This is a genomic window from Desulfonatronum thiosulfatophilum (assembly GCF_900104215.1).
GTDB classification, from domain to species: Bacteria; Desulfobacterota; Desulfovibrionia; order Desulfovibrionales; family Desulfonatronaceae; genus Desulfonatronum; species Desulfonatronum thiosulfatophilum.
This window is the reverse complement of record NZ_FMXO01000007.1, coordinates 14,363-34,203: the sequence shown is the minus strand read 5'-3', so window position 1 is coordinate 34,203 and position 19,841 is coordinate 14,363. Positions and strand designations below refer to the sequence as shown.

Genomic DNA, 19,841 nt, shown 5'->3' with positions numbered 1-19,841 from the left:
CTCCACCCTCCGTTCACGCGCCCGCTCACTCTCGTCCCGGACGAGAGACCCTCGGGCCATACGAAGGATGTGCGAATTTTGAACCGTGTTTAATTAGGCCATAATTCCCTCCCTGGCAAGCAAAACCTTCCCCCCCGATCACCACTCCCCATCCATCTCGAAATCGAAATCGCAATCGGAATCGAAATCGATCTTCATGTCTGCGATGAAGATGGCGCTGCACCAATGGCGAATATTTCTTGCGATTGCGATTTCGATGGCGATGGCGATTTCGATTGCGATGGGGAAGTCGTGGGGGCGTTCGTATCCTTTACACTCCAACTGCTTTCCACTACGGTTCCCAATAGCTGGGGGAGCCGCGAGGCTGAGAGGGGACAACCCGTCCCGACCCTTGGAACCTGACACGGATCATGCCGTCGGAGGAAAGCAGCCATGCACCGCATTTTTGAAACAAGACCGCCTTTTCGGACCAGCTGCCTCCCGGCTCCGAAAAGGCGTTTTTTTTGATTACACTGCTTTTGGTTGATTGTGTAAATTTCTGGAAGCCATTCAGCACATCCTGGTGCAAAGCATCATCCTTGCACTGGATTCCCGCCTCCGCGGGAATGACTTGTTTTGCCATGCCGCTTCCGAATCAGTCATACCCGCGAAGGCGGGTATCCAGTCCGTTTTCGCAGGGTTGATCTGAATGTTACTGTTTGATTTTTCAGTCTAAACGCGCATAAACGCAAAGCCACATCTGGAACCAACGATGCACATCCTCATCAACGGAATAAACGAACACCTGACAGCCCCCCTGACGCTCCAGGAGCTGATCACGAGCAAGGGGCTTGATCCGGCCGTCGTGGTCGCGGAGTTGAACCGGGAGATCATACCTGGAGAGCAATTTTCCGAGACAACGCTTCGAGAAGGCGACCATCTGGAACTGCTGCGTTTCGTGGGAGGTGGGTGATGTCCAGCGAAGATCTGCGCATCGACACGGAAACCCTGCACAGCCGGTTGTTCATCGGCACGGGCAAGTACGGCGACGACGCCGTCATTCCCGCGGTCTGCGAAGCCTCGGGATCGGAAGTGATCACCGTGGCCCTGCGCCGGGTGGATCTGGACTCCGCCACGGGCAACGTCATGGATTATATCCCCTCCCGGATGCGGCTTTTGCCCAACACCTCCGGCGCGCGCACCGCGGACGAAGCCGTGCGCATCGCGCGGCTGGCCCGGGCCATGGGGTGCGGCAACTGGATCAAGATCGAGGTCATCTCGGACAACAACCATCTGCTTCCGGACGGCTACGCCACGGTCCGGGCCACGGAGATCCTGGCCAAGGAGGGATTCGTGGTCCTGCCCTATGTCAACGCGGACCTGTACGTGGCCCGAGACCTGGTCAAGGCCGGGGCCGCGGCGGTGATGCCCCTGGGTGCGCCCATCGGCACCAATCGCGGCCTACGGACCAAGGAGATGATCCGCATCCTGATCGAGGAGATCGACCTGCCGATCATCGTGGACGCCGGCCTGGGCCGTCCCTCCCATGCCTGCGAAGCCATGGAGATGGGCGCGGATGCGGTGCTGGTGAACACGGCCATTGCCACGGCCAATGACCCGGTGGCCATGGCCAGAGCCTTCGCGGACGCGGTGCGGGCCGGACGCCAGGGATATCTGGCCGGACCGGGAGCCCAGCGCCTACGCGCCGCTCCGTCCTCCCCCCTGACGGGCTTTCTGGATCAGCCGTCCGTCGAAGACGCCGCCCCCCCACGCCCATGAGCTTCCACACCCTGCTCGATCAGTACCGGGGCCTGGACGTGCCCGCGGCCGCAGAGGCCTGCACGGAGCAGGACGTGATTCGGGCGCTGGGCCGCGACCGGCTCGGTCCCGATGATCTGCTGGCCCTGCTCTCTCCTGCAGCGGGGACCTTGCTCGAGGCCCTGGCCCAAGAGGCTGCCGGAGTCACGTTGCGCCACTTCGGCCGGTCCGTACAGCTCTTCATCCCGCTGTACATCTCGGACCACTGCACCAATCGCTGCGTGTACTGCGGGTTCAACTCCGGACAGGTCAACACCCGCCGGCAGCTGTCCCTGGAGGAGATCCGCTCCGAGGCCCGGGACATCGCGGCCACGGGCCTGAAGCAGATCCTCATGCTCACCGGGGATGCCCCCCGCAAAGCGCCCTTGGATTATCTGGAAAAAGCCCTGGGAGTGCTGCGGGAGTTCTTCCCCAGCCTTGTCCTGGAGGTATATGCCCTGACCACTTCGGAATACGCCCGGCTCATCGCGGCCGGGGCCGAGGGGCTGACCATCTACCAGGAGACCTACGATCCGGCACTGTACGAACAGGTTCATCTCAGCGGCCCGAAACGCGACTACGCATTCCGCCTGGACGCGCCGGAACGCGGCTGCCTGGCCGGCATGCGCTGGGTGGGGATCAGCGCCCTGTACGGGCTTGGCGACTGGCGCGTCGACGCCTTCTGGACGGCCATGCACGCGCGCTGGCTCCAGGATCGCTATCCCGGCACGGAAATCGGGGTTTCTCTGCCGCGAATGCGCCCCCATGCAGGCGACTGGCAGCCGGACCGGCCCGTTTCGGATCGCGATTTGACCCAGATCCTCCTGGCCCAGCGCCTGTATCTGCCCCGGGCGTCCATCACCCTGTCCACCAGGGAGTCCGCGCGGCTGCGGGAAAACCTCCTCCCCCTGGGCGTGACCCGGCTTTCCGCGGGAGTGTCCACGTCCGTGGGCGGACATGGCTCGAGCAATGCCGGAACGCCCCAGTTTGAAGTCAATGACCCCCGCACTGTGGAGGAGATCGCCGCCATGCTCCGCGGCAAAGGTTTTCAGCCGGTTTTCAAGGACTGGCAACCGCTGGACAGGAAGGCGGCGTGAACTTCACGGAGCAAGGTATTGCCGGGCACATCGGCACCCAAGCCCTGGAACGGCTGCAACAGGCGCGCATCGGCCTGGCCGGGGCCGGAGGTCTGGGTTCCAATTGCGCGCATTTTCTGGTCCGCGCCGGGTTCAAGCGCTTCGTGCTGGTGGACTTCGACCGGGTGGAAGCCTCCAACCTGAACCGGCAGTTCTTCTTTCCGGACCAGATCGGCCAGCCCAAGGTGGCGGCCCTGGCCGCCAACCTCCTGCGGATCAATCCCAATCTGGAGCTTGACCTGTTCGAAACGCGAATCACCGGCCGGAATGTCCATGAATTGTTTGCCCGGTGCACCGCTGTGGCGGAATGCGTGGACGATCCGGGCGCCAAGAAACTGCTGGCCGAGTCCATGGTTCCGGTGAAAGAACTGTTCGTCGCCGCGTCAGGAGTTGCCGGATACGGCGATCCGGACAGAATCCGCACCCGCATGGTCCGCCCCGGCTTCCTCCTCGTGGGCGACGAAACCTCCACCTGTTGCCTTACCAACCTTCCCCAGGCTCCCATCGTGGCCCTGGCTGCGGCCAGACAGGCTGACGCCATCCTGACGTGGCATCTCACGCCGACACCATCCTGATCCGCGCATTGGGGCAGTGCCGCCTGCCCGCTCAGTCGTCTTCCGGCGATCCTGACTTCACCTGCCCGACGTGGGGTTTGCGAGGCCACATAATCAAGGCAAACCGGACCTTTGCTGAATGCTTGATTTGATTCCGTATATTTGTTTATGGTTTCCTAAACTATTCTGTATATCTAACCTACAGGGATTGATCCGGCTTGCCTTAATACCCACCACCAAAACATGATTGATTTCTCAACCATGGAGTCGTCTTGCTCACAACGACATCAGCAACCAATCACCAAATAATAGGCGCTGACCTCCAGGAATTTATTGATCTTGCGCCTATCGGCATATTCACATCCACGCCTGATGGCCGCTACATTTCAGCCAATCCAGCATTGGCCGGAATGTTAGGCTACGATTCGCCCGAGGAACTGATTGCTTCCACCACGGATATTTCCAGGCAAATCTACGTCGATGCGGAAGATCGAAAGCTGTTTACCCGGCTGCTGGAAACGCACGGCGAGGTGATCAACCATGAGAGCCGGTTCCGTCGCCGGGACGGAACCGAGTTCTGGGCTTCAAGAAATGCGCGAGCTGTCAGGGATAAGGATGGGCATATCATTGCGTATCAAGGATTTACGACGGATATAACGGATCGCAAGCGAGCCGAGAAGGGCTTGCTGAAAAGCGAAACAATCCTCAAGGACATCCTGGAATCAACCCTCTCTGGTTACTGGGACTGGAATCTGGTGGAGAACACCGAGTACTTGAGTCCGGCCTTCAAGCGCATGTTCGGTTACGAAGATCATGAAATGGAGAGTTCGCCGGAAGCCTGGCAGAAAATCATCTTTCCCGAAGACCTTCCTGCTGTGCTTGAAATTTTTGATCGACACGTCAAAAGCAGGGGCCGGGAACCTTTCTACAATGTGGTTCGCTATCGGCACAGGGACGATTCCACCGTCTGGGTCATCTGTGCAGGGCGGGTCATCGAGTGGGCCACTGACGGGACTCCGGTCCGCATGGTGGGATGCCATGTGGACATCACCAATCTGAAGCAGACCGAAGAAGCTTTGCGCAGAAGCGAGAACCTGTTCAGAAAAGTGTTTGAAATCCTGCCCGTCGGCCTATGGATCGCGGACAAGAACGGGAAGCTTATGCAAGGAAACCCGGCAGGGGTGGCTATTTGGGGGGCAGAACCCAATGTCGACCAGCAAGAGTACGGCGTTTTCAATGCCAAACGTCTGCCCTCTGGAGAAGAAATCGCGCCGAATGATTGGGCCCTGGTGCACACCGTGAACAAAGGCGAAACCATTGTCGACGAACTTCTGGAAATTGAAGCCTTTGACGGCAAAAAGAAAATCATTCTCAACTATTCCGCTCCTGTGTTGGATAAGCAGGGAAAAGTTGAAGCAGCCATTATCGTCAACCATGACATCACCTCTCGGTATCAGGCCGAGGAGGCACTGCGGGAGAGCGAGGAACGATTCAGATTAAGCATGGATGCCACCAACGACGGAGTCTGGGATTGGGATATTCAAACCGACCAAGTCTACTATAGTCCTGGGTATGCCAGGATGCTCGGTTATGAGTCCACTGATATTCCGACACATGTGAATTCATGGCTCGACCTGATCCACCCCGACGACAGGGAGGAAGCCTTTAAAAGGAACTTCGATTGTATTGAAAACCGTATTGAGTCATTTGCCGTCGAATTCCGCATGCAATCCAGGGATGGAGCCTGGAAATGGATTTTGGGACGTGGCCGTGCGGCGTCCAGGGATGCATCAGGCCGGGCAATTCGCATGATAGGCACCCATCAAGACATCACCGAGCGCAAACGAGCCGAGGATGCGCTACGCGAGAGTGAAGCACGTTTTCGGAACTTGTTCGAACATGTCCCTACGGTTGCGGTTCAGGGGTATGGGATGGACGGCACGATCCTCTTTTGGAACAAGGCAGCTGAGACAATTTACGGTTATACGCCGAATGAGGCTCTGGGAAAGAATCTCTGTGACCTGATCATTCCGGCAGAGATGCGACCTGAAGTTGTTGGGGAAATAAAGAAGATGACCGAAACCGGTATTCCCGCTCCCGCCGCGGAACTGATCCTCAAGCGCAAGGACGGATCACGGGTGCCGGTCTTCACCAGCCATGCCATATTCCAAATACCTGGGAGCAGCCCCGAGTTGATCTGCATCGATGTTGACTTGACTGAACTCAAGCAGACCGAGCAAGCCTTGCTCCAGGCCCAGAAAATGGAATCCCTCGGCATTCTGGCCGGGGGCGTGGCCCATGACTTCAACAACCTGCTCCAGGCCATGGGCGGCAACATCGAACTGCTCCTGCAGGGCAAGCCGTCGGATCATCCTGACGCGACCCGGCTGCAGAACGTGGCCAAGTCCATAAACCACGCGGCCCAATTGGTGCGACAACTGCTGCTTTTCGGCCGCAAGGCCGAATCGCGCAAGGCGCGGGTAAATCTGAACCATGAAGTGCAAGAAGCGGTTCGCATTCTTGAGCGAACCATCCCGAAGATGATCGCCCTGGAACTGCATCTTGATCCGTCCGTCTGGCCGCTTCTGGCCGACTCGGTGCAAATCGAACAGATCCTGCTCAACCTGGCGGGCAATGCCGTGGACGCCATGCCCGAAGGCGGAAAGCTGATGGTGGAGACAAGCAACACGGTTCTGGACGAGGCTTTTATTAGGCTCCATCCGGGCGCTTCCGCTGGGCCTCATGTGCTCCTGACCGTCACGGACACGGGCTCCGGCATGGACAAGGAGGTTTTGGAGCATGTCTTCGACCCCTTCTACACCACCAAGGAAGTCGGCAAGGGCACCGGCCTGGGTCTGGCCTCGGTTTACGGCATCGTCAAGAGCCATGGCGGGCATATTCAATGCTACAGCGAACCGGGCAACGGCACGACGTTCAAGGTCTTCTGGCCTGCCGAGCGAGGGGACGAAGATTTGACTGAGGAAGATTCACAGGAATCATCCATCGAGGGCGGCAGCGAAACCATCCTGGTGGTGGATGACGACCCTCAAATTCGTGAATTGACTTGGGAAGCCCTGAAAATGCTGGGCTACAGCGTTCGAATGGCCGTCAACGGAGAACAGGCATTGGAGATGTACCAAGAGCCAAATTCTCCCATCGACCTGGTTCTGCTGGACCTGAACATGCCCGGCATGGGAGGGCACAAATGCCTCAAGGAACTGTTGCGATTCGATCCCGCCGTCAAAGTTGTCATTTCCAGCGGATATTCGGCGAATGGCCAAGGCAGAGACACCATGGCATCCGGGGCCAAGGGCTTCCTCGGAAAGCCGTATCAGATGAAGGAAATGGCGACCATAGTGCGGCGGGTGCTGGATGATCATGAAAGCTGACTGTTTGATTGAGTCAGCCAATAGACGTAAAAAAAAGAGGTTAGACTTTCATCTAACCTCTTGATTTTTATGGCTCCCCGGGACGGATTTGAACCGCCAACCTAGTGGTTAACAGCCACCCGCTCTGCCGATTGAGCTACCAGGGAGTGCGCGGCGAAAGGAAAGTAACTATTCAATCTTCCTGCTCTCGTCAAGAGCCTTTTTCAAATCTCAGCGAAACGAGTTCAACAGACTGAAGTAAAAGAGTTTATTGAACTGCGCCTGACTACTCGCCTGAGCACGTGCAATGGTCGCGAAATTCAACCTTAGGCTCCTGCGTTCAAGCCTGCTGTTCCACCGGAAAATGATCTCCCTGAGCGGAGATATGGCGAACCATGGCCGTCAGTGTTGCGGCGGCCACCTGAAACAGGTCATGGGCCTCGGCTTGTCTCATCCGGGCCTCCAGCTCACCGACCCACGGCAGGAGAACCTGAACGGCGAACAACGAGGCCGAATCATCGTGCGGAATCCGGGGGTGGTCCGAGGCAAAGCGGCTCGAAAGCAGCGACATCAGGCAACCGATCTCGATGCTGATGTGATCCGGCGGCAGGGCGTCCGAAACCTGAAGTCCGGCCCGGCCCAGACGGCGGCGCATGTCTTCAGCCGCCGCCCCCATGAGCAGGCCGTCCTCGCCGTAGCTGGACTGACACAGCGGAACTCCCAACCCTCCCAGGCGGTTCACGAACAACCGTACATACTCAGCCTCCAGGTCTTCGGGGTCCATCGTCGGCTCCGCGGCGACCCCCGCGACCATTGCATGGATTCCTTCGGCCTTGTCCAGGACGTCATTTTCGACAAGACCGCGAGATTCAAGGAAGAGAAGTACGCCGGCCAATCCAGGCAGGCAATCCTGGCCCGCGCTCCGCCATTGACCGCCATCCGCCCCCCGAAAAATCCAGGACACCGCTTCCAGCCCCCAAAGCAACGACTTGAGTTCCAGATCCGAATCAATGTTATTCATAAGCTCTACGTATCCGGTTACTGTCCGAACAGAACTCCGGCATCTATAATCTGCGCTCAGGCAGGATCAGGTTCAACACGATTCCCGCTACGGCGGCCAGGCCGATTCCCTTGAGCATGAACTCCCCGGTCTCGAAAGCCATGCCGCCCATGCCGAACACCACGATCACCGAAATAATGATCATGTTTCTGGGCTCCATAAGATCATGTTTGGCGCGCACCAGGGTGTTCAGACCGACCACGAGAATCGCACCGAACAGCAGCACGAGGATGCCGCCCATCACGGGTACGGGTATGGTCTGCAACAACGCCCCGAGCTTGCCCACGAAGGCCAGGATGATCGCGGAGATGGCGGCCCAGGTCATGATGGCAGGATTGAAGGCCTTGGTCAGCGCCACTCCGCCGGTGACTTCGGAATAGGTCGTATTCGGCGGCCCACCCAGGCATGAGGCCAGGGTCGTGGCCAGGCCGTCGCCCGTCATGGTGCGGTGGATGCCCGGATCCTTGACGTAATTCTTGCCCGTCAGGCTGCTCACGGCGAGAATGTCCCCGAAATGCTCGATGGCCGGGGCAATGGCAATGGGTACGATAAAGATGATGGCCTGCCAGTTCCACTCCGGAAGAACGAAGCTGGGCACGGCCAGCCACGGGGCTTCCCGTACCGGCGTAAAGTCCACGATGCCGTACAGCAGGCTCAACACATAGCCGACCAAAATGCCGATCATGATCGGCACCAGCCGCAGTATTCCCTTGCCCAGAAGAGTGGCCACGATCGTCGCGGTCAGGGATGCCAGGGCGATGAACATGGCCAGGTTTTCACTGACCAACTGGATCGACCCGTCGCCTGTGCGCCCCATGGCCATGTGCACCGCCACCGGGGCCAGGATCAGCCCGATGACCATAATCACCGGTGCGTACACCACCGGCGGCAGGACGCGCTCCAGAATCGCCGGCCCCTGCCAGCGGATGAACATCCCCAGGAGCACGTACACCACGCCGGCCGCTGCCAATCCCGACATGGTCGCCGGAATGCCCCAGGTCTGCACCCCGAACATGATTGCCGGGATGAAGGCAAAGGACGAGGCCAGAAACACCGGCACCTTGCCCTTGGTGATGACCTGAAAGAGCAGTGTTCCGACACCGGCGGTGAACAATGCCACGTTGGGATCGAGTCCAGTGAGCAGCGGCACGAGCACCAAAGCGCCAAAGGCGATGAACAGCATCTGCATGCCCAGCAGGCTGTCCCTGAAACGAAATTTGTACTCCGGCGTGGAAATAGTCGACATTGTTTCTCCTCACGGGATGTCTCCCGCTGTTGTTGCCAATACCATCCGTGTGCTCCATCAGATATCGCCAGGAGCAGGTCCTTTTCCTTGAATCATTGTAAATATTCAGCTTTTCATTAAAAACCGGAGTGTTCCGGCTTGTCTCGATTTTGGCATCGCCTGTCTGACTGAGCCGGGATTCGTTCAGTGAACCATTGCCAAACGCCTGAAGCACCAATTGATGTTTATTCGAGCAATGGTTCAATGTTACGAAGCCGGCGAAGGAGTTGCGAGGCCGAAAAATCGAGACAAGCCGGAATGCAGCTGAGTAGTTACGAACCCGTACCGTTTTCGAAGAAACTACTTTGTGCCGAAAATCTTGTCTCCGGCATCCCCAAGACCGGGAAGAATATATCCCTGGGCATTAAGCCGCTCGTCCACGGAGGCCAGATAGATCTCCACGTCCGGATGGGCTTTTTCGACCCGCTCCAGTCCTTCGGGCGCAGCCACAAGAAAAACGCCCTTGATCTTGCGGCACCCGGCCTCCTTGAGCAGGTCAATGGTGGCCAGCAAAGTACCGCCCGTGGCCAGCATCGGGTCCAGGATCAGGGCCATGCGCTGCTCGATGTTTCCCGCGATCTTGACGTAATACCGCACCGGGTCCAAGGTTTCTTCATCCCGGTAGATGCCGATCACGCTGACCTTGGCCCCCGGAATCATGTCCAGGACGCCGTCCAGCATGCCCAGTCCCGCCCGCAGGATGGGCACCACGGTGACTTTCTTGCCCTTGATCCGTTCAACCTGAACCGAACCGCTCCAGCCCTGGACCGTCTCGGGCTCGGTCTCCAGATCTTTCGTGGCCTCATAAGTCAACAACCTGGCCAATTCCGACGCCAGTTCCCGAAAGTTTTTCGTGCTGATGTCGTGCTGACGCATGACCCCAAGTTTATGCTGCACCAGTGGATGGCGAACCACATGAACGGACACAAACACCCCCCTGAGCTGAATGGTTGTAAAAAATCGGCAACTACTTCATCTGCGGTCCAACTTGTCGTATAATTCCGCTTCGCAACACCTTCGACGGAGTTATACGTCAACCCACTGCTCGGACAAACAGCATTGGTGCTTCAGTCGTCCCTGCAATGGTTTCAATGAACGAATCCTGCTCAGTCAAACATGCGATGTCGGAAAAAACGAGACAAGCCGGGCCATTACATTACCCGTAATGAAGCTGTGCTTGAGTAGTTGCAAAAAATCTTGGATTTCTAAACCGCATTGAATTCCCCGGTCAAGTTGATTATTGTCGCCATGCATTTCGCAGAGGGAGCATTCTTGACGAAAGCCTTGAAGTTGGCATACGCAAAGGCGTTGCGGTTTCGCCCAGTTCCATTGCCATGGCTTAAGCCGTCACCCGAGCCGCGACAGGTTGCGCGATCAAGTCCCTGCTCATTCCCAGGGCATTGCGTCACCAAGCGGAACCAACACGGGAAGGAAATCCCGGACACCGATCACATTCTCCCGAATACACCTTTCATGGCCAATCCCCATGAAGACCCAAGGAATCATCTTGACTACCGAGCAAACTCCCAGCCTCAGCCAGCTCCAAAAACAGCGCCGTGAAAAATTCACGCAGCTCCAGGCAGCCGGGGTCGACCTCTATCCCAATTTCTTCACCAAGAACGCCGACCTGGCACATATCAAGACCGCCTACCACGACCATGACGAGGAACAACTCGCCGATCTGAATCAATCCTTTGCCGTGGCCGGGCGGGTGATGAGCCAGCGTTCCTTCGGCAAGGCGGCGTTTCTGCATGTCCAGGATGCCACGGACCAGATGCAGATCTTTGTCCAGCGCGACGTCATCGGCGCTGAGAAATATGCCCTGTTCAAGAAGTTCGACATCGGCGACATTGTCGGAGTTGTCGGCGGCTTGTTCCGCACCAAGACCGGAGAGCTGACCATCAAGGCCGACAGCGTGGACCTGGTGAGCAAATCCTTGCGCCCTCTGCCCGAGAAGTATCATGGCCTGAAGGATGTGGAAGTCCGCTACCGACAACGTTACGTTGATCTGATGGTCAACCCCAGGACCCGGGAAATCTTTCAGCGCCGAACCCAGATCGTGCGCTTTTTGCGTACCTTTCTGGACGCCCAGGGCTTCATGGAAGTGGAAACGCCGATGATGCAGCCCATCCCGGGCGGCGCCACGGCCCGCCCCTTCACCACCCACCACAAAGCCCTGGACATGAAGCTCTACTTGCGGATCGCGCCGGAATTGTACCTGAAGCGACTGCTTGTGGGCGGGTTTGAACGGGTTTACGAAATCAACCGCAACTTTCGCAACGAAGGCATTTCCACCCAGCACAACCCGGAATTCACCATGCTGGAGTTCTACTGGGCCTACGCCACCTATCAGGATCTGATGAACCTGACCGAGCAGATGTTCGCCGCCCTGGCCCGAGAGGTCACCGGCAACGAGGTGGTCGCCTATCAGGGGGAATCCATCAATCTCGGCGGCCCCTGGCAGCGGTTGACCTTCCATGAGTCATTGGAGACCTTGGGGGGGCTCGAGCCGGCCCAGTACCAGGATTACGATCAGGCCAAGAATCTGGTCTTCAAGCTGGGCGAAAAAGCCCATATCGGTGAAAAGCTCGGCAAACTCCAGGCCAAGCTTTTTGATCTGCTGGTGGAGCCCAAACTGATTCAACCCCATTTCATCTACCACTACCCCACGGACATTTCGCCCCTCTCCCGGCGCAACGACGACAATCCGGACGTCACGGACCGTTTTGAACTCTTCATCGCCGGCCGGGAAATCGCCAATGCGTTTTCCGAACTCAACGACCCCATGGACCAGCGCTCCCGCTTCGAGGAACAGGTCAAGGAGAAGGAAGCCGGCGATGAGGAAGCCCACTTCATGGACGACGACTACATTCGGGCCCTGGAGTACGGCATGCCCCCGGCCGCGGGCCAGGGCGTCGGCATCGACCGGCTGGTCATGCTGCTCACGGACAGTCCCTCCATCCGCGAAGTGATCCTGTTTCCGCTGCTGCGTCCGGAGGTCAGCCCGGGACCATGAGATTTGAGCGCTTCATCGCCCTGCGCTACCTGCTGACCAAGCGCAATCACGCCTTTATTTCCGTCATTTCCTGGATCTCCATTCTCGGCGTCGCCCTCGGCGTCGCCTCTTTGATTGTCGTTTTGGGCGTGATGAACGGCTTCAGCAATGAGCTCCGGGACAAGATTCTGGGCGTCAACGCCCACATCGTCGTCACCAGTCTGGAAGGCACGATCCGTGACTACGAGCCCCTGACCCGCCAGGCCGCTCAGATATCCGGCGTGGCCGGAGCAATGCCCTTCATGTATTCGGAAGTGATGCTCAGCACCAGTTTTGGAGTGAAGGGCGTGGTCCTGCGTGGTATCGATCCGGAGCTTTCCCACAACGTGATCACCCTTTCCGACGACCTGATCATGGGCGATGTCCGGGATCTTGTTGACGTCCCCGAAGGCTACGGCATCTTCATCGGCGCCGAGTTGGCCGGCCGCTTGGGGCTGCGTGTCGGCTCGCCCGTGAATCTCCTCTCTCCGGCCGGACAACGTACAGCCGCCGGCTTCTCTCCCAGCGTCAAAAACTTCGTCGTGCGCGGCATTTTCCGCACCGGAATGTATGAATACGACTCGTCCCTGGCCTACGTAACCATACCCGCCGCGCAATCCGTGATGGGGTTTCGCGAGGATCTGGTCACCGGGCTGGAGGTTAGGCTGCACGACGTGTACGCGGCCCCGCGCGTCGCGAGCGACTTGGCAGACGCCTTGGGCGGCTTTCCGTTGCACGTGCGCACCTGGATGGAAATGAATCAGAACCTGTTTGCCGCCTTGAAACTTGAGAAAACGGCCATGTTCGTCATTCTGGTAATGATTGTTCTGGTGGGTTCCTTCAGCATCATCACGACCTTAGTCATGCTGGTCATGGAAAAAACGCGGGACATTGCGATCCTGGCCTCCATGGGCGCGGGCCCAAAGCGGATCGGCCGAATTTTCATCTTTCTGGGCACCGTGATCGGAGTTCTGGGCACGTCCTTGGGCTTCGCCATCGGCCTGCTGCTTTCCTATCTGCTGCAACGGTACCAGTTCATCCAACTGCCCATGGACGTCTATTACCTGGACCATCTGCCCGTGCAGTTGCAATGGTCGGACCTGACGATCATCGCCGCGGCGGCCATGGGCATGTGTTTCCTGGCCACGCTCTATCCGGCGCGCCAAGCGTCCCGGTTGCAACCTGCCGAGGCTCTGCGCTATGAGTGACGCGCTGTTGTACGAGGTGCAGGGGTTGAGCAAGACGGTCCGGAGTGCGGTCGAGCAACTAACCATCCTGAAACGGATCGACTTTTCCCTGCGGCCCGGCGAATCAGCTGCCATTATCGGGGCTTCCGGTTCCGGAAAATCCACCTTGCTGCACATCCTGGGCACGCTGGACCAACCCACTGGCGGAAAAGTTCTCTTTCTCGGAAAAGATCTCAGCCGGATGAATCAGTCTGAAAAGGACTGCCTGCGCAACCTGAGCATCGGCTTTGTCTTTCAGTTTCATCATCTCTTGCCGGAGTTTACCACGCTGGAAAACGTGGCCCTGCCCGGATTGATCGCCGGCCGCTCCCACGGTTGGTCGCGCCGGGAAGCCTCGGACGCCCTGGAGATGGTCGGACTCGGGGACCGGAAACATCACCGGGTGACCACCCTTTCCGGCGGCGAACGCCAGCGCGCGGCTATTGCCCGGGCTCTGCTGCTCAAGCCCCGGGTTCTTCTGGCGGACGAGCCCACGGGCAATTTGGATGAAGAAGCCGGCAGCAGCGTCAAACAAATACTGATGCACCTGAACCAGACCCTGGGAACAAGTCTGGTCGTTGTGACCCATAATCGAGATCTGGCCCTGGCCATGCGGCATCAGTACGAACTGCGTGGCGGCGAACTTTTTTCCTTGTAAACCCGCACTGTGCGAGGAATGTTATGACCTCCAATTTCCGTCCGTTTGCGCTGATGTTGATCTGTGCATGTCTGTTCAGCTTCCTGCTCCCGGGTGAGCAGCGTTTTGCCCACGCTCAATCCGGGCAGGCCATCAAGCTGGTCGTGCTCCCCTTCGAGATTAATGCCGCACCCGATTTGGAATATCTCCAGGAAAGCCTGCCGGAGCTGTTGCGGGATCGTCTGCGCGACAACGGCTTCGAGGTCCATCCCGGGGATCAGACCATCCAGCTGCTCAGAGCCCAGGAGCTGACCGAGCTCGACCTGGCCTCGGCCCGGGACCTGGCGCTGCTCTCCGCGTCCGCGCACAGCATCTACGGCAGCTTCAACCAGATCGGCGAGAACATCAGCCTGGACGTGCGGATGGTGGAAGCCTTCGGCCTGCGTCCCGCCAAATCTTTTTTCGTTGTCCGAGAAGGGTTGATCAACCTGCTTCCGGCAGTGGACGAACTGGTTGAGCGGATCACCCGTGAACTGCGCCAGGTTGAAACCATCGCCCGGATCGAAGTGGAAGGCAATCAGACTCTCGGCTCCGATGTCGTGCTGCTGCGCATCCGCAGTCAGCGGGGCGACATTTACGATCCGCAAGTGGTCAACGAGGATGTACGCCGCCTGTTTGACCTGGGCTTTTTCGACGACATCTCCATCCGGGTCGAGGATGGTCCTGAAGGCAAGGTCCTGACTTTCGTGGTGGCCGAGCGCCCGCGGATTCAGGCCATCAGCGTTCTCGGCGCCAAGGAGATCAAGGAAGGCGACATCCTGAAGGCCATCACTACCCGGACGGGCAGCATCATCAACCCCCGCATCTTGTCCGACGATCTGGGCAAGATCCGGGAACTGTACCGCCAGAAAGGATATTACCTCGCCCAGGTGGACTATTCCCTGGAGCAGACCGACCCGCGCCAGGCGAGGCTGAACATCACCATCGACGAGGGCAACAGACTGTTCATTCGTGACATACGGATCGAAGGCGCGCATTCCCTGAGCGAACGTGAACTGAAAAACGAGCTGGTCCTCGGCGAACGCGGCCTGTTCTCCTGGCTGACCGGCACGGGAATCCTGCGCGAAGAACTCCTGGAGCGCGACGCCGCGGCCCTGGAAGCCTACTATGCCAACCGCGGCTTTCTCGACGCCCGGGTAGGTCAGCCAGAAGTGGAATACCTGGAGGAAGGCATCCGGATCACGTTCAAGGTGGAGGAAGGGCCGCGATACAAGGTGGGAACCATTGCCTTCCGTGGCGATCTGCTGGAGCCGGAAGAGCAATTGATGAACCTGATCAACCTGGACGACCTCCAGGCCAAAAACGCCTTTTTCGACCGTTCGGTCCTGCGTCAGGACCTGCAGCGGTTGGCCGACCACTATACGGAATACGGCTATGCATTTGCCCAGAGCGACGCCCAGCTGGACATCCAACGGGACGAACTGCTGGTCAACGTGGTGTACGTCCTGGACAAAGGCTCGCTGGTCTACATTCGTCGCGTGATGATCGAGGGCAATACCAAGACCCGGGACAACGTCATCCGTCGGGAAATGCGGCTCGGCGACGGCGATCTTTTCAGCGGAAGCCAGCTGGCCCGGTCCAATGAACGCTTGGTTCGACTGGACTTTTTCGAGCTTGTGGACATCGAGACCCTGGCGACGCCCAACCCCAGCGAGCTGGACCTGAAGGTCACGGTGAAAGAAAAACCCACCGGCATGCTCAGCGCCGGCGCGGGCTATTCCAGCCTGGACAAGGTTTTCTTCTCCGCCACGGTCCAGGAACGGAACCTTCTCGGCAGGGCCTACAACCTAGCCTTCCGGGGAACCTTCAGCGGCCGGAGCACGGCCTACGACATCAGCCTGACCAATCCGGCCTGGAGGGATACGCTGCTCGGCGTCGGCTCGGACCTCTATTATTGGACTCGGGATTATAAGGATTACGAACGCAAAGCCGTGGGGGGTCGGTTCCGGCTATCCTACCCACTGGGCGAATATACCAAGTTGTTCTGGAATTACCGACTGGAGCGCTACACGATCTCCGATGTGCGGGAACATGCCGCACGACAGATACGTGACGCTGAAGGCACGAAATGGGCAAGTTCCACCTATGCCGCCATTTCCCGAGACACGACGGACCGCATTTTCAACCCCTCTCGCGGGACCGTGAATACTGCCTCTATACAATACTCCGGAGGTTTGCTGCAGGGCGACGACGATTTCATCAAGACTATTTACGACTCTCATTTCTATTACCCGCTCTTCTGGGACACCGTCTTCCATTGGCGCGGCCAAGTCGGAGTCCTGTTTGACAACGATGGCAAGGAAGCACCTGTTTTCGAGCGGTTCTACCTGGGGGGCATCGACAGCGTCCGAGGATATCCGGGTTGGGAGATCTCCCCGCGGGATCCGGCGACGAACGACCGCATCGGCGGCACGAAGCAATTTTTCACCAACTTCGAGTATCTTTTCCCCCTGAACAAGGACTTGGGCTTGGTCGGACTGCTCTTCTTCGATGCCGGCAACGTCTGGGACGACGATGAAACCTTCGGCTCCAAGCTCTACAAGAGCGTCGGCACGGGCATCCGCTGGTATTCCCCCCTGGGACCGTTGCGCCTGGAGTATGGATACGGACTGGATCGCCTGGATGGAGAAAAGCGCAGCGGGGTTGAATTCTCCATCGGCCAGATTTTCTAGCTCCACATTGTCCGTCGTCTCGCCTTATCCGCCATGATGTACATCGTGTCCCATCACGATTATAATGGAGGACTGGTCCATGGCGGAGAAGCAAATCGCGTAGCGCGACATTTATTTGAAACGTTATCTTCAACCCGAACATATTCAACAAATCACAGCAAGGAGTATTTATGCGTTTATTTTTGAGTGCCCTTCTTTGCATCACGCTGTTTTTGCCCGGCGTGTCCTGGGCTCAGACAAAAATCGGCATCGTGGACATGCAGACCGTCATCTCGGATTCGGTTCCCGGCCAGCAAGCCATGCAGGAGTTGCGCACCCGCTTCGAGTCCATGAAAACCGAACTGGACAAGCAGAACGAGGCCATCACCAAATTGCGCGACGAACTGCAGCGCCAGAGCATGGTCTTGAGCCAGGAGGCGAAGCAGGACAAGGAATTGGAATACCGCCGGGTCGTTCGCGATTTCCAGGATCAGTTCCAGGCGTTTCAGGTGAAGATGAAATCCGAAGAGGATCGTCTCAGCGAGCCGATTCTGGAATTGCTGCTGAGCGTAATCGACAGATACGGCAAGGCGAACAACTTCAGCATGATCATTGACGGAACCGCGGCAGGGCTTGTTTATGCGGACGAGTCCGTGATCATCACCCAGCCCATCATTCAGGAGCTGAACAAAGCCTGGCAGGCGAAGTAGCCCGGCCATGGGGCACACTCTCTCCGAACTGGCCAGCCGGCTCGGCCTGCCCATGCATGGGTCAGACACCGTCATTCAAGGGGTTGCCGGTCTGGAAAAGGCCGGCCCCCAAGACCTGAGTTTTCTGGCAGGGGCGAAATACGCCCCCTTGCTGAAAACCTCCAGGGCCGGTGCGGTCATCCTGCAACAGGAGTATCTCGACGGCGTTGGTTCCGCTCTGATCAGCACCAATCCCTACCTCGACTTCACCCGGGCGTTGCGACTTTTCGCAACGCCCCAGGGTTGTCTGACCGGACAAAGCGACATGGCGTACATCCACCCGGAGTCATCGGTGGATGATTCCGTGACGGTGTATCCCTTTGTCTTTATCGGCAAGGATGCCCAGGTCGGCAAAGGCAGCACGCTGTTCAGCGGCGTCTACGTGGGCGAGAACTGCCGGATCGGCGAGCGTGTCGTTTTGTATCCCAACGTTGTTCTGATGTCCGGAACCTCCATCGGCAACGACGTAATCGTTCACCCCGGCACCGTGCTCGGCAGCGACGGATTTGGGTATACTCCCTGCGCTACGGGCTTGGAAAAGATGCCGCAGGTCGGCAATCTGCGGATCGACGATCAGGTGGAAATCGGCGCCAACGCCGCCATAGACCGGGCCACACTTGGGACCACGCATATCGGCGCCGGCACGAAAATAGATAACCTGGTCCAGATCGGGCACAACGTCGAAGTCGGCGCGCACTGCATCCTGGTTTCCCAGGTCGGGGTGGCGGGCAGTTCCAAACTCGGGAACAGGGTCACACTGGCCGGCCAGGTTGGCATTGCCGACCATCTGCAGTTGGGAGACGACTGCCGCGTCGGCGCCAAGTCCGGAGTGAACCGTTCCCTGCAGGGCGGCCGGGATTACCTGGGCAGTCCGGCCGTGGAAGCTAAAAAGTTCATGCGTATTGCCGCGTCCTGGAATCGTCTCCCGGAGATGGGAAAACGCCTGGCCGCGTTGGAAAAGGAATTGGCATTGTTAAAAACGCAATTGTCTGAGGAAGAAAATGAACAACAGTGACCCTTCGCTGATTGATATTCGCGGCATCATGGATCTGCTTCCGCACCGCTATCCGTTCCTTCTTGTGGACAGAATTCTGGAATTCATTCCGAACAAGAGCATACAGGCCATCAAGAACGTCACCTTCAACGAACCGCACTTTCAGGGTCATTTTCCGGATTACCCCCTGATGCCCGGAGTGCTCATCGTCGAATCACTGGCCCAGACCGCCGGGCTGCTCCTGTTGAAAAGCCGGCCGGCCGGGGAACTGAAGGACAAGCTCTTTGTCTTTACCGGCCTGGAAAAGGTCAAGTTTCGCCGCCAGGTCGTTCCCGGAGATCAACTGTTGCTGGATATGAACCATGTCCGCAACAAGATGAACGTCTGGAAAATGACCGGTACAGCCCATGTCAACGGAAATTTGGTGGCCGAGGCTACGTTGAGCGGCGCCTTTGTCGATCTGGAGCGAGCATAATGGCAACGCAGATTCATTCCACAGCTCTGGTGGATCCGGGGGCGCAGCTGGGACAGGACGTCCAGATCGGGCCATACTGCATCATCGAGGCGGACGTCTCCATCGGCGACAGAACGCGAATTGACGCACATTCGAGAATTCATGCCCACACCAGCCTTGGCGCGGACAACCATGTCCATTCCTTCAGCTTTCTCGGCGGCGATCCCCAGCACGTCAAATACAAGGGCGAACCAACGCGCCTTGAAGTCGGCGACCGCAACCTGATCCGAGAGTACTGCACCATGCACCGGGGAACCGTGGACGCCGGCGGCGTAACCCGCGTCAGCTCGGATTGCCTGTTTATGGCCTATGCCCACGTGGCCCACGATTGCGTGGTGGATGACAAGGTGATCATGGCGAATGCCGCGACCTTGGGCGGCCATGTCCATGTCGGGACCAAGGCCGTGCTTGGTGGTTTGTGCGCCGTGCACCAGTTCGCCAGGATCGGGGCTTACGCCTTTATCGGCGGAAAGGCCGGCATCAGTCTGGACATCCCTCCGTACATGATCGCCACGGGCACTCCGGCCAAATTGTATGGCCCCAACGTCATCGGTCTGAAGCGCCAGGGCTTCTCCAGCCAGGCCGTGAGCCAGATCGAAAAAGCGTACAAGATCATCTGGCGCTCTGGAAAAAAACGCCAGGACGCCATTGCGGAAGTACAGGCCGCCTACCCCGAATCTTCTGAAGTTGGTTTTCTCATCGATTTCCTGCAGTTCACGGTCCGCGGCGTCTCAGCGGACAATCAACTGGCCGTGAACGGGCAGGATATCCCGGTCTACTAGGCCGGAGCGTATCAG

17 protein-coding genes, 1 tRNA gene and 1 riboswitch are annotated in these 19,841 nt (G+C 58.3%); of the genes, 13 read left to right on the top strand and 5 right to left on the bottom strand.

Translation table 11 applies throughout. From position 1 onward, the window contains the following. Positions 1 to 138: 138 nt before the first annotated feature. On the bottom strand, positions 139 to 321 hold the full coding sequence (locus BLP93_RS16625) for a hypothetical protein (protein ID WP_139162945.1): 183 nt from the start codon (positions 319 to 321) through the stop codon (positions 139 to 141). Positions 322 to 339: 18 nt separating this feature from the next. Next, positions 340 to 442: riboswitch (TPP riboswitch) on the top strand. A gap of 309 nt (positions 443 to 751) precedes the next feature. Between BLP93_RS16625 and thiS the strand changes: the two genes are divergently transcribed. The 5 genes from thiS (at position 752) to BLP93_RS06895 (ending at position 6,855) form a co-directional block, all read left to right on the top strand. Continuing rightward, a complete protein-coding gene (gene thiS / locus BLP93_RS06915) occupies positions 752 to 952 on the top strand; it encodes a sulfur carrier protein ThiS (protein ID WP_092119113.1) in 201 nt (66 codons plus the stop codon). Next, on the top strand, positions 952 to 1,758 hold the full coding sequence (locus BLP93_RS06910) for a thiazole synthase (RefSeq protein WP_092119110.1): 807 nt from the start codon (positions 952 to 954) through the stop codon (positions 1,756 to 1,758). Before thiS ends, BLP93_RS06910 begins: the two co-directional genes overlap by 1 nt. Then, entirely contained in the window at positions 1,755 to 2,873 is a 1,119-nt protein-coding gene (gene thiH / locus BLP93_RS06905; RefSeq protein ID WP_092119107.1) for a 2-iminoacetate synthase ThiH, read from the top strand. Before BLP93_RS06910 ends, thiH begins: the two co-directional genes overlap by 4 nt. Continuing rightward, positions 2,870 to 3,487 (top strand): sulfur carrier protein ThiS adenylyltransferase ThiF, encoded by a 618-nt coding sequence (thiF, locus tag BLP93_RS06900; protein ID WP_092119104.1) that lies wholly within the window; start codon positions 2,870 to 2,872, stop codon positions 3,485 to 3,487. The genes thiH and thiF overlap by 4 nt, the downstream gene beginning before the upstream one ends. A 251-nt stretch (positions 3,488 to 3,738) precedes the next feature. Beyond that, positions 3,739 to 6,855 carry a PAS domain S-box protein gene (locus tag BLP93_RS06895; protein WP_092119101.1) on the top strand — a complete coding sequence of 1,039 codons (3,117 nt, stop codon included), beginning with the start codon at positions 3,739 to 3,741 and terminating at the stop codon, positions 6,853 to 6,855. 70 nt (positions 6,856 to 6,925) lie between these two features. Here BLP93_RS06895 and BLP93_RS06890 read toward each other — a convergent pair. The 4 genes from BLP93_RS06890 to upp all read right to left on the bottom strand — a co-directional run bounded on the left by BLP93_RS06890 (position 6,926) and on the right by upp (position 10,106). Next, a tRNA-Asn gene (locus tag BLP93_RS06890) sits at positions 6,926 to 7,001 on the bottom strand. Positions 7,002 to 7,174: 173 nt separating this feature from the next. Further along, positions 7,175 to 7,855, bottom strand: a complete 681-nt coding sequence (locus tag BLP93_RS06885; protein ID WP_092119098.1) for a TorD/DmsD family molecular chaperone — start codon at positions 7,853 to 7,855, stop codon at positions 7,175 to 7,177. Between the two features lie 43 nt (positions 7,856 to 7,898). After that, complete coding sequence (locus BLP93_RS06880; RefSeq protein ID WP_092119095.1) at positions 7,899 to 9,140, bottom strand: uracil-xanthine permease family protein; 1,242 nt, start codon at positions 9,138 to 9,140, stop codon at positions 7,899 to 7,901. Between the two features lie 339 nt (positions 9,141 to 9,479). Continuing rightward, complete coding sequence (gene upp / locus BLP93_RS06875; protein WP_092119486.1) at positions 9,480 to 10,106, bottom strand: uracil phosphoribosyltransferase; 627 nt, start codon at positions 10,104 to 10,106, stop codon at positions 9,480 to 9,482. A 559-nt stretch (positions 10,107 to 10,665) separates the two neighbouring features. Here upp and lysS point away from each other — a divergent pair. The 8 genes from lysS to lpxA all read left to right on the top strand — a co-directional run bounded on the left by lysS (position 10,666) and on the right by lpxA (position 19,826). Next, positions 10,666 to 12,195, top strand: a complete 1,530-nt coding sequence (gene lysS / locus BLP93_RS06870) for a lysine--tRNA ligase (protein ID WP_092119092.1) — start codon at positions 10,666 to 10,668, stop codon at positions 12,193 to 12,195. Beyond that, positions 12,192 to 13,421 carry a lipoprotein-releasing ABC transporter permease subunit gene (locus BLP93_RS06865; protein WP_092119089.1) on the top strand — a complete coding sequence of 410 codons (1,230 nt, stop codon included), beginning with the start codon at positions 12,192 to 12,194 and terminating at the stop codon, positions 13,419 to 13,421. Before lysS ends, BLP93_RS06865 begins: the two co-directional genes overlap by 4 nt. After that, positions 13,414 to 14,097: an ABC transporter ATP-binding protein gene (locus BLP93_RS06860; protein WP_092119086.1), complete on the top strand. Its 684-nt coding sequence runs from the start codon at positions 13,414 to 13,416 to the stop codon at positions 14,095 to 14,097. The genes BLP93_RS06865 and BLP93_RS06860 overlap by 8 nt, the downstream gene beginning before the upstream one ends. Positions 14,098 to 14,120: 23 nt before the next feature. Then, positions 14,121 to 16,808, top strand: coding sequence for an outer membrane protein assembly factor BamA (bamA, locus tag BLP93_RS06855; protein WP_092119083.1), 2,688 nt, complete (start codon positions 14,121 to 14,123; stop codon positions 16,806 to 16,808). Between the two features lie 170 nt (positions 16,809 to 16,978). After that, positions 16,979 to 17,497: an OmpH/Skp family outer membrane protein gene (locus tag BLP93_RS06850; protein ID WP_092119080.1), complete on the top strand. Its 519-nt coding sequence runs from the start codon at positions 16,979 to 16,981 to the stop codon at positions 17,495 to 17,497. Positions 17,498 to 17,504: 7 nt separating this feature from the next. Continuing rightward, a complete protein-coding gene (lpxD, locus tag BLP93_RS06845) occupies positions 17,505 to 18,551 on the top strand; it encodes a UDP-3-O-(3-hydroxymyristoyl)glucosamine N-acyltransferase (RefSeq protein WP_092119077.1) in 1,047 nt (348 codons plus the stop codon). Beyond that, positions 18,538 to 19,005: a 3-hydroxyacyl-ACP dehydratase FabZ gene (gene fabZ / locus BLP93_RS06840; protein ID WP_092119074.1), complete on the top strand. Its 468-nt coding sequence runs from the start codon at positions 18,538 to 18,540 to the stop codon at positions 19,003 to 19,005. The genes lpxD and fabZ overlap by 14 nt, the downstream gene beginning before the upstream one ends. Continuing rightward, on the top strand, positions 19,005 to 19,826 hold the full coding sequence (gene lpxA / locus BLP93_RS06835; RefSeq protein WP_092119070.1) for an acyl-ACP--UDP-N-acetylglucosamine O-acyltransferase: 822 nt from the start codon (positions 19,005 to 19,007) through the stop codon (positions 19,824 to 19,826). The genes fabZ and lpxA overlap by 1 nt, the downstream gene beginning before the upstream one ends. Positions 19,827 to 19,841: the final 15 nt, after the last annotated feature.

What these genes read in the sequence shown, in the direction of transcription:
- lpxA (WP_092119070.1), top strand. Translation starts at nt 19,005, where the DNA reads ATGGCAACGCAGATTCATTCCACAGCTCTGGTGGATCCGGGGGCGCAG.
- thiH (WP_092119107.1), top strand. Translation starts at nt 1,755, where the DNA reads ATGAGCTTCCACACCCTGCTCGATCAGTACCGGGGCCTGGACGTGCCC.
- BLP93_RS06885 (WP_092119098.1), bottom strand. Translation starts at nt 7,855, where the DNA reads ATGAATAACATTGATTCGGATCTGGAACTCAAGTCGTTGCTTTGGGGG.
- BLP93_RS06910 (WP_092119110.1), top strand. Translation starts at nt 952, where the DNA reads ATGTCCAGCGAAGATCTGCGCATCGACACGGAAACCCTGCACAGCCGG.
- thiS (WP_092119113.1), top strand. Translation starts at nt 752, where the DNA reads ATGCACATCCTCATCAACGGAATAAACGAACACCTGACAGCCCCCCTG.
- BLP93_RS06880 (WP_092119095.1), bottom strand. Translation starts at nt 9,140, where the DNA reads ATGTCGACTATTTCCACGCCGGAGTACAAATTTCGTTTCAGGGACAGC.
- lysS (WP_092119092.1), top strand. Translation starts at nt 10,666, where the DNA reads ATGAAGACCCAAGGAATCATCTTGACTACCGAGCAAACTCCCAGCCTC.
- BLP93_RS06865 (WP_092119089.1), top strand. Translation starts at nt 12,192, where the DNA reads ATGAGATTTGAGCGCTTCATCGCCCTGCGCTACCTGCTGACCAAGCGC.
- BLP93_RS06850 (WP_092119080.1), top strand. Translation starts at nt 16,979, where the DNA reads ATGCGTTTATTTTTGAGTGCCCTTCTTTGCATCACGCTGTTTTTGCCC.
- BLP93_RS06860 (WP_092119086.1), top strand. Translation starts at nt 13,414, where the DNA reads ATGAGTGACGCGCTGTTGTACGAGGTGCAGGGGTTGAGCAAGACGGTC.
- fabZ (WP_092119074.1), top strand. Translation starts at nt 18,538, where the DNA reads ATGAACAACAGTGACCCTTCGCTGATTGATATTCGCGGCATCATGGAT.
- bamA (WP_092119083.1), top strand. Translation starts at nt 14,121, where the DNA reads ATGACCTCCAATTTCCGTCCGTTTGCGCTGATGTTGATCTGTGCATGT.
- lpxD (WP_092119077.1), top strand. Translation starts at nt 17,505, where the DNA reads ATGGGGCACACTCTCTCCGAACTGGCCAGCCGGCTCGGCCTGCCCATG.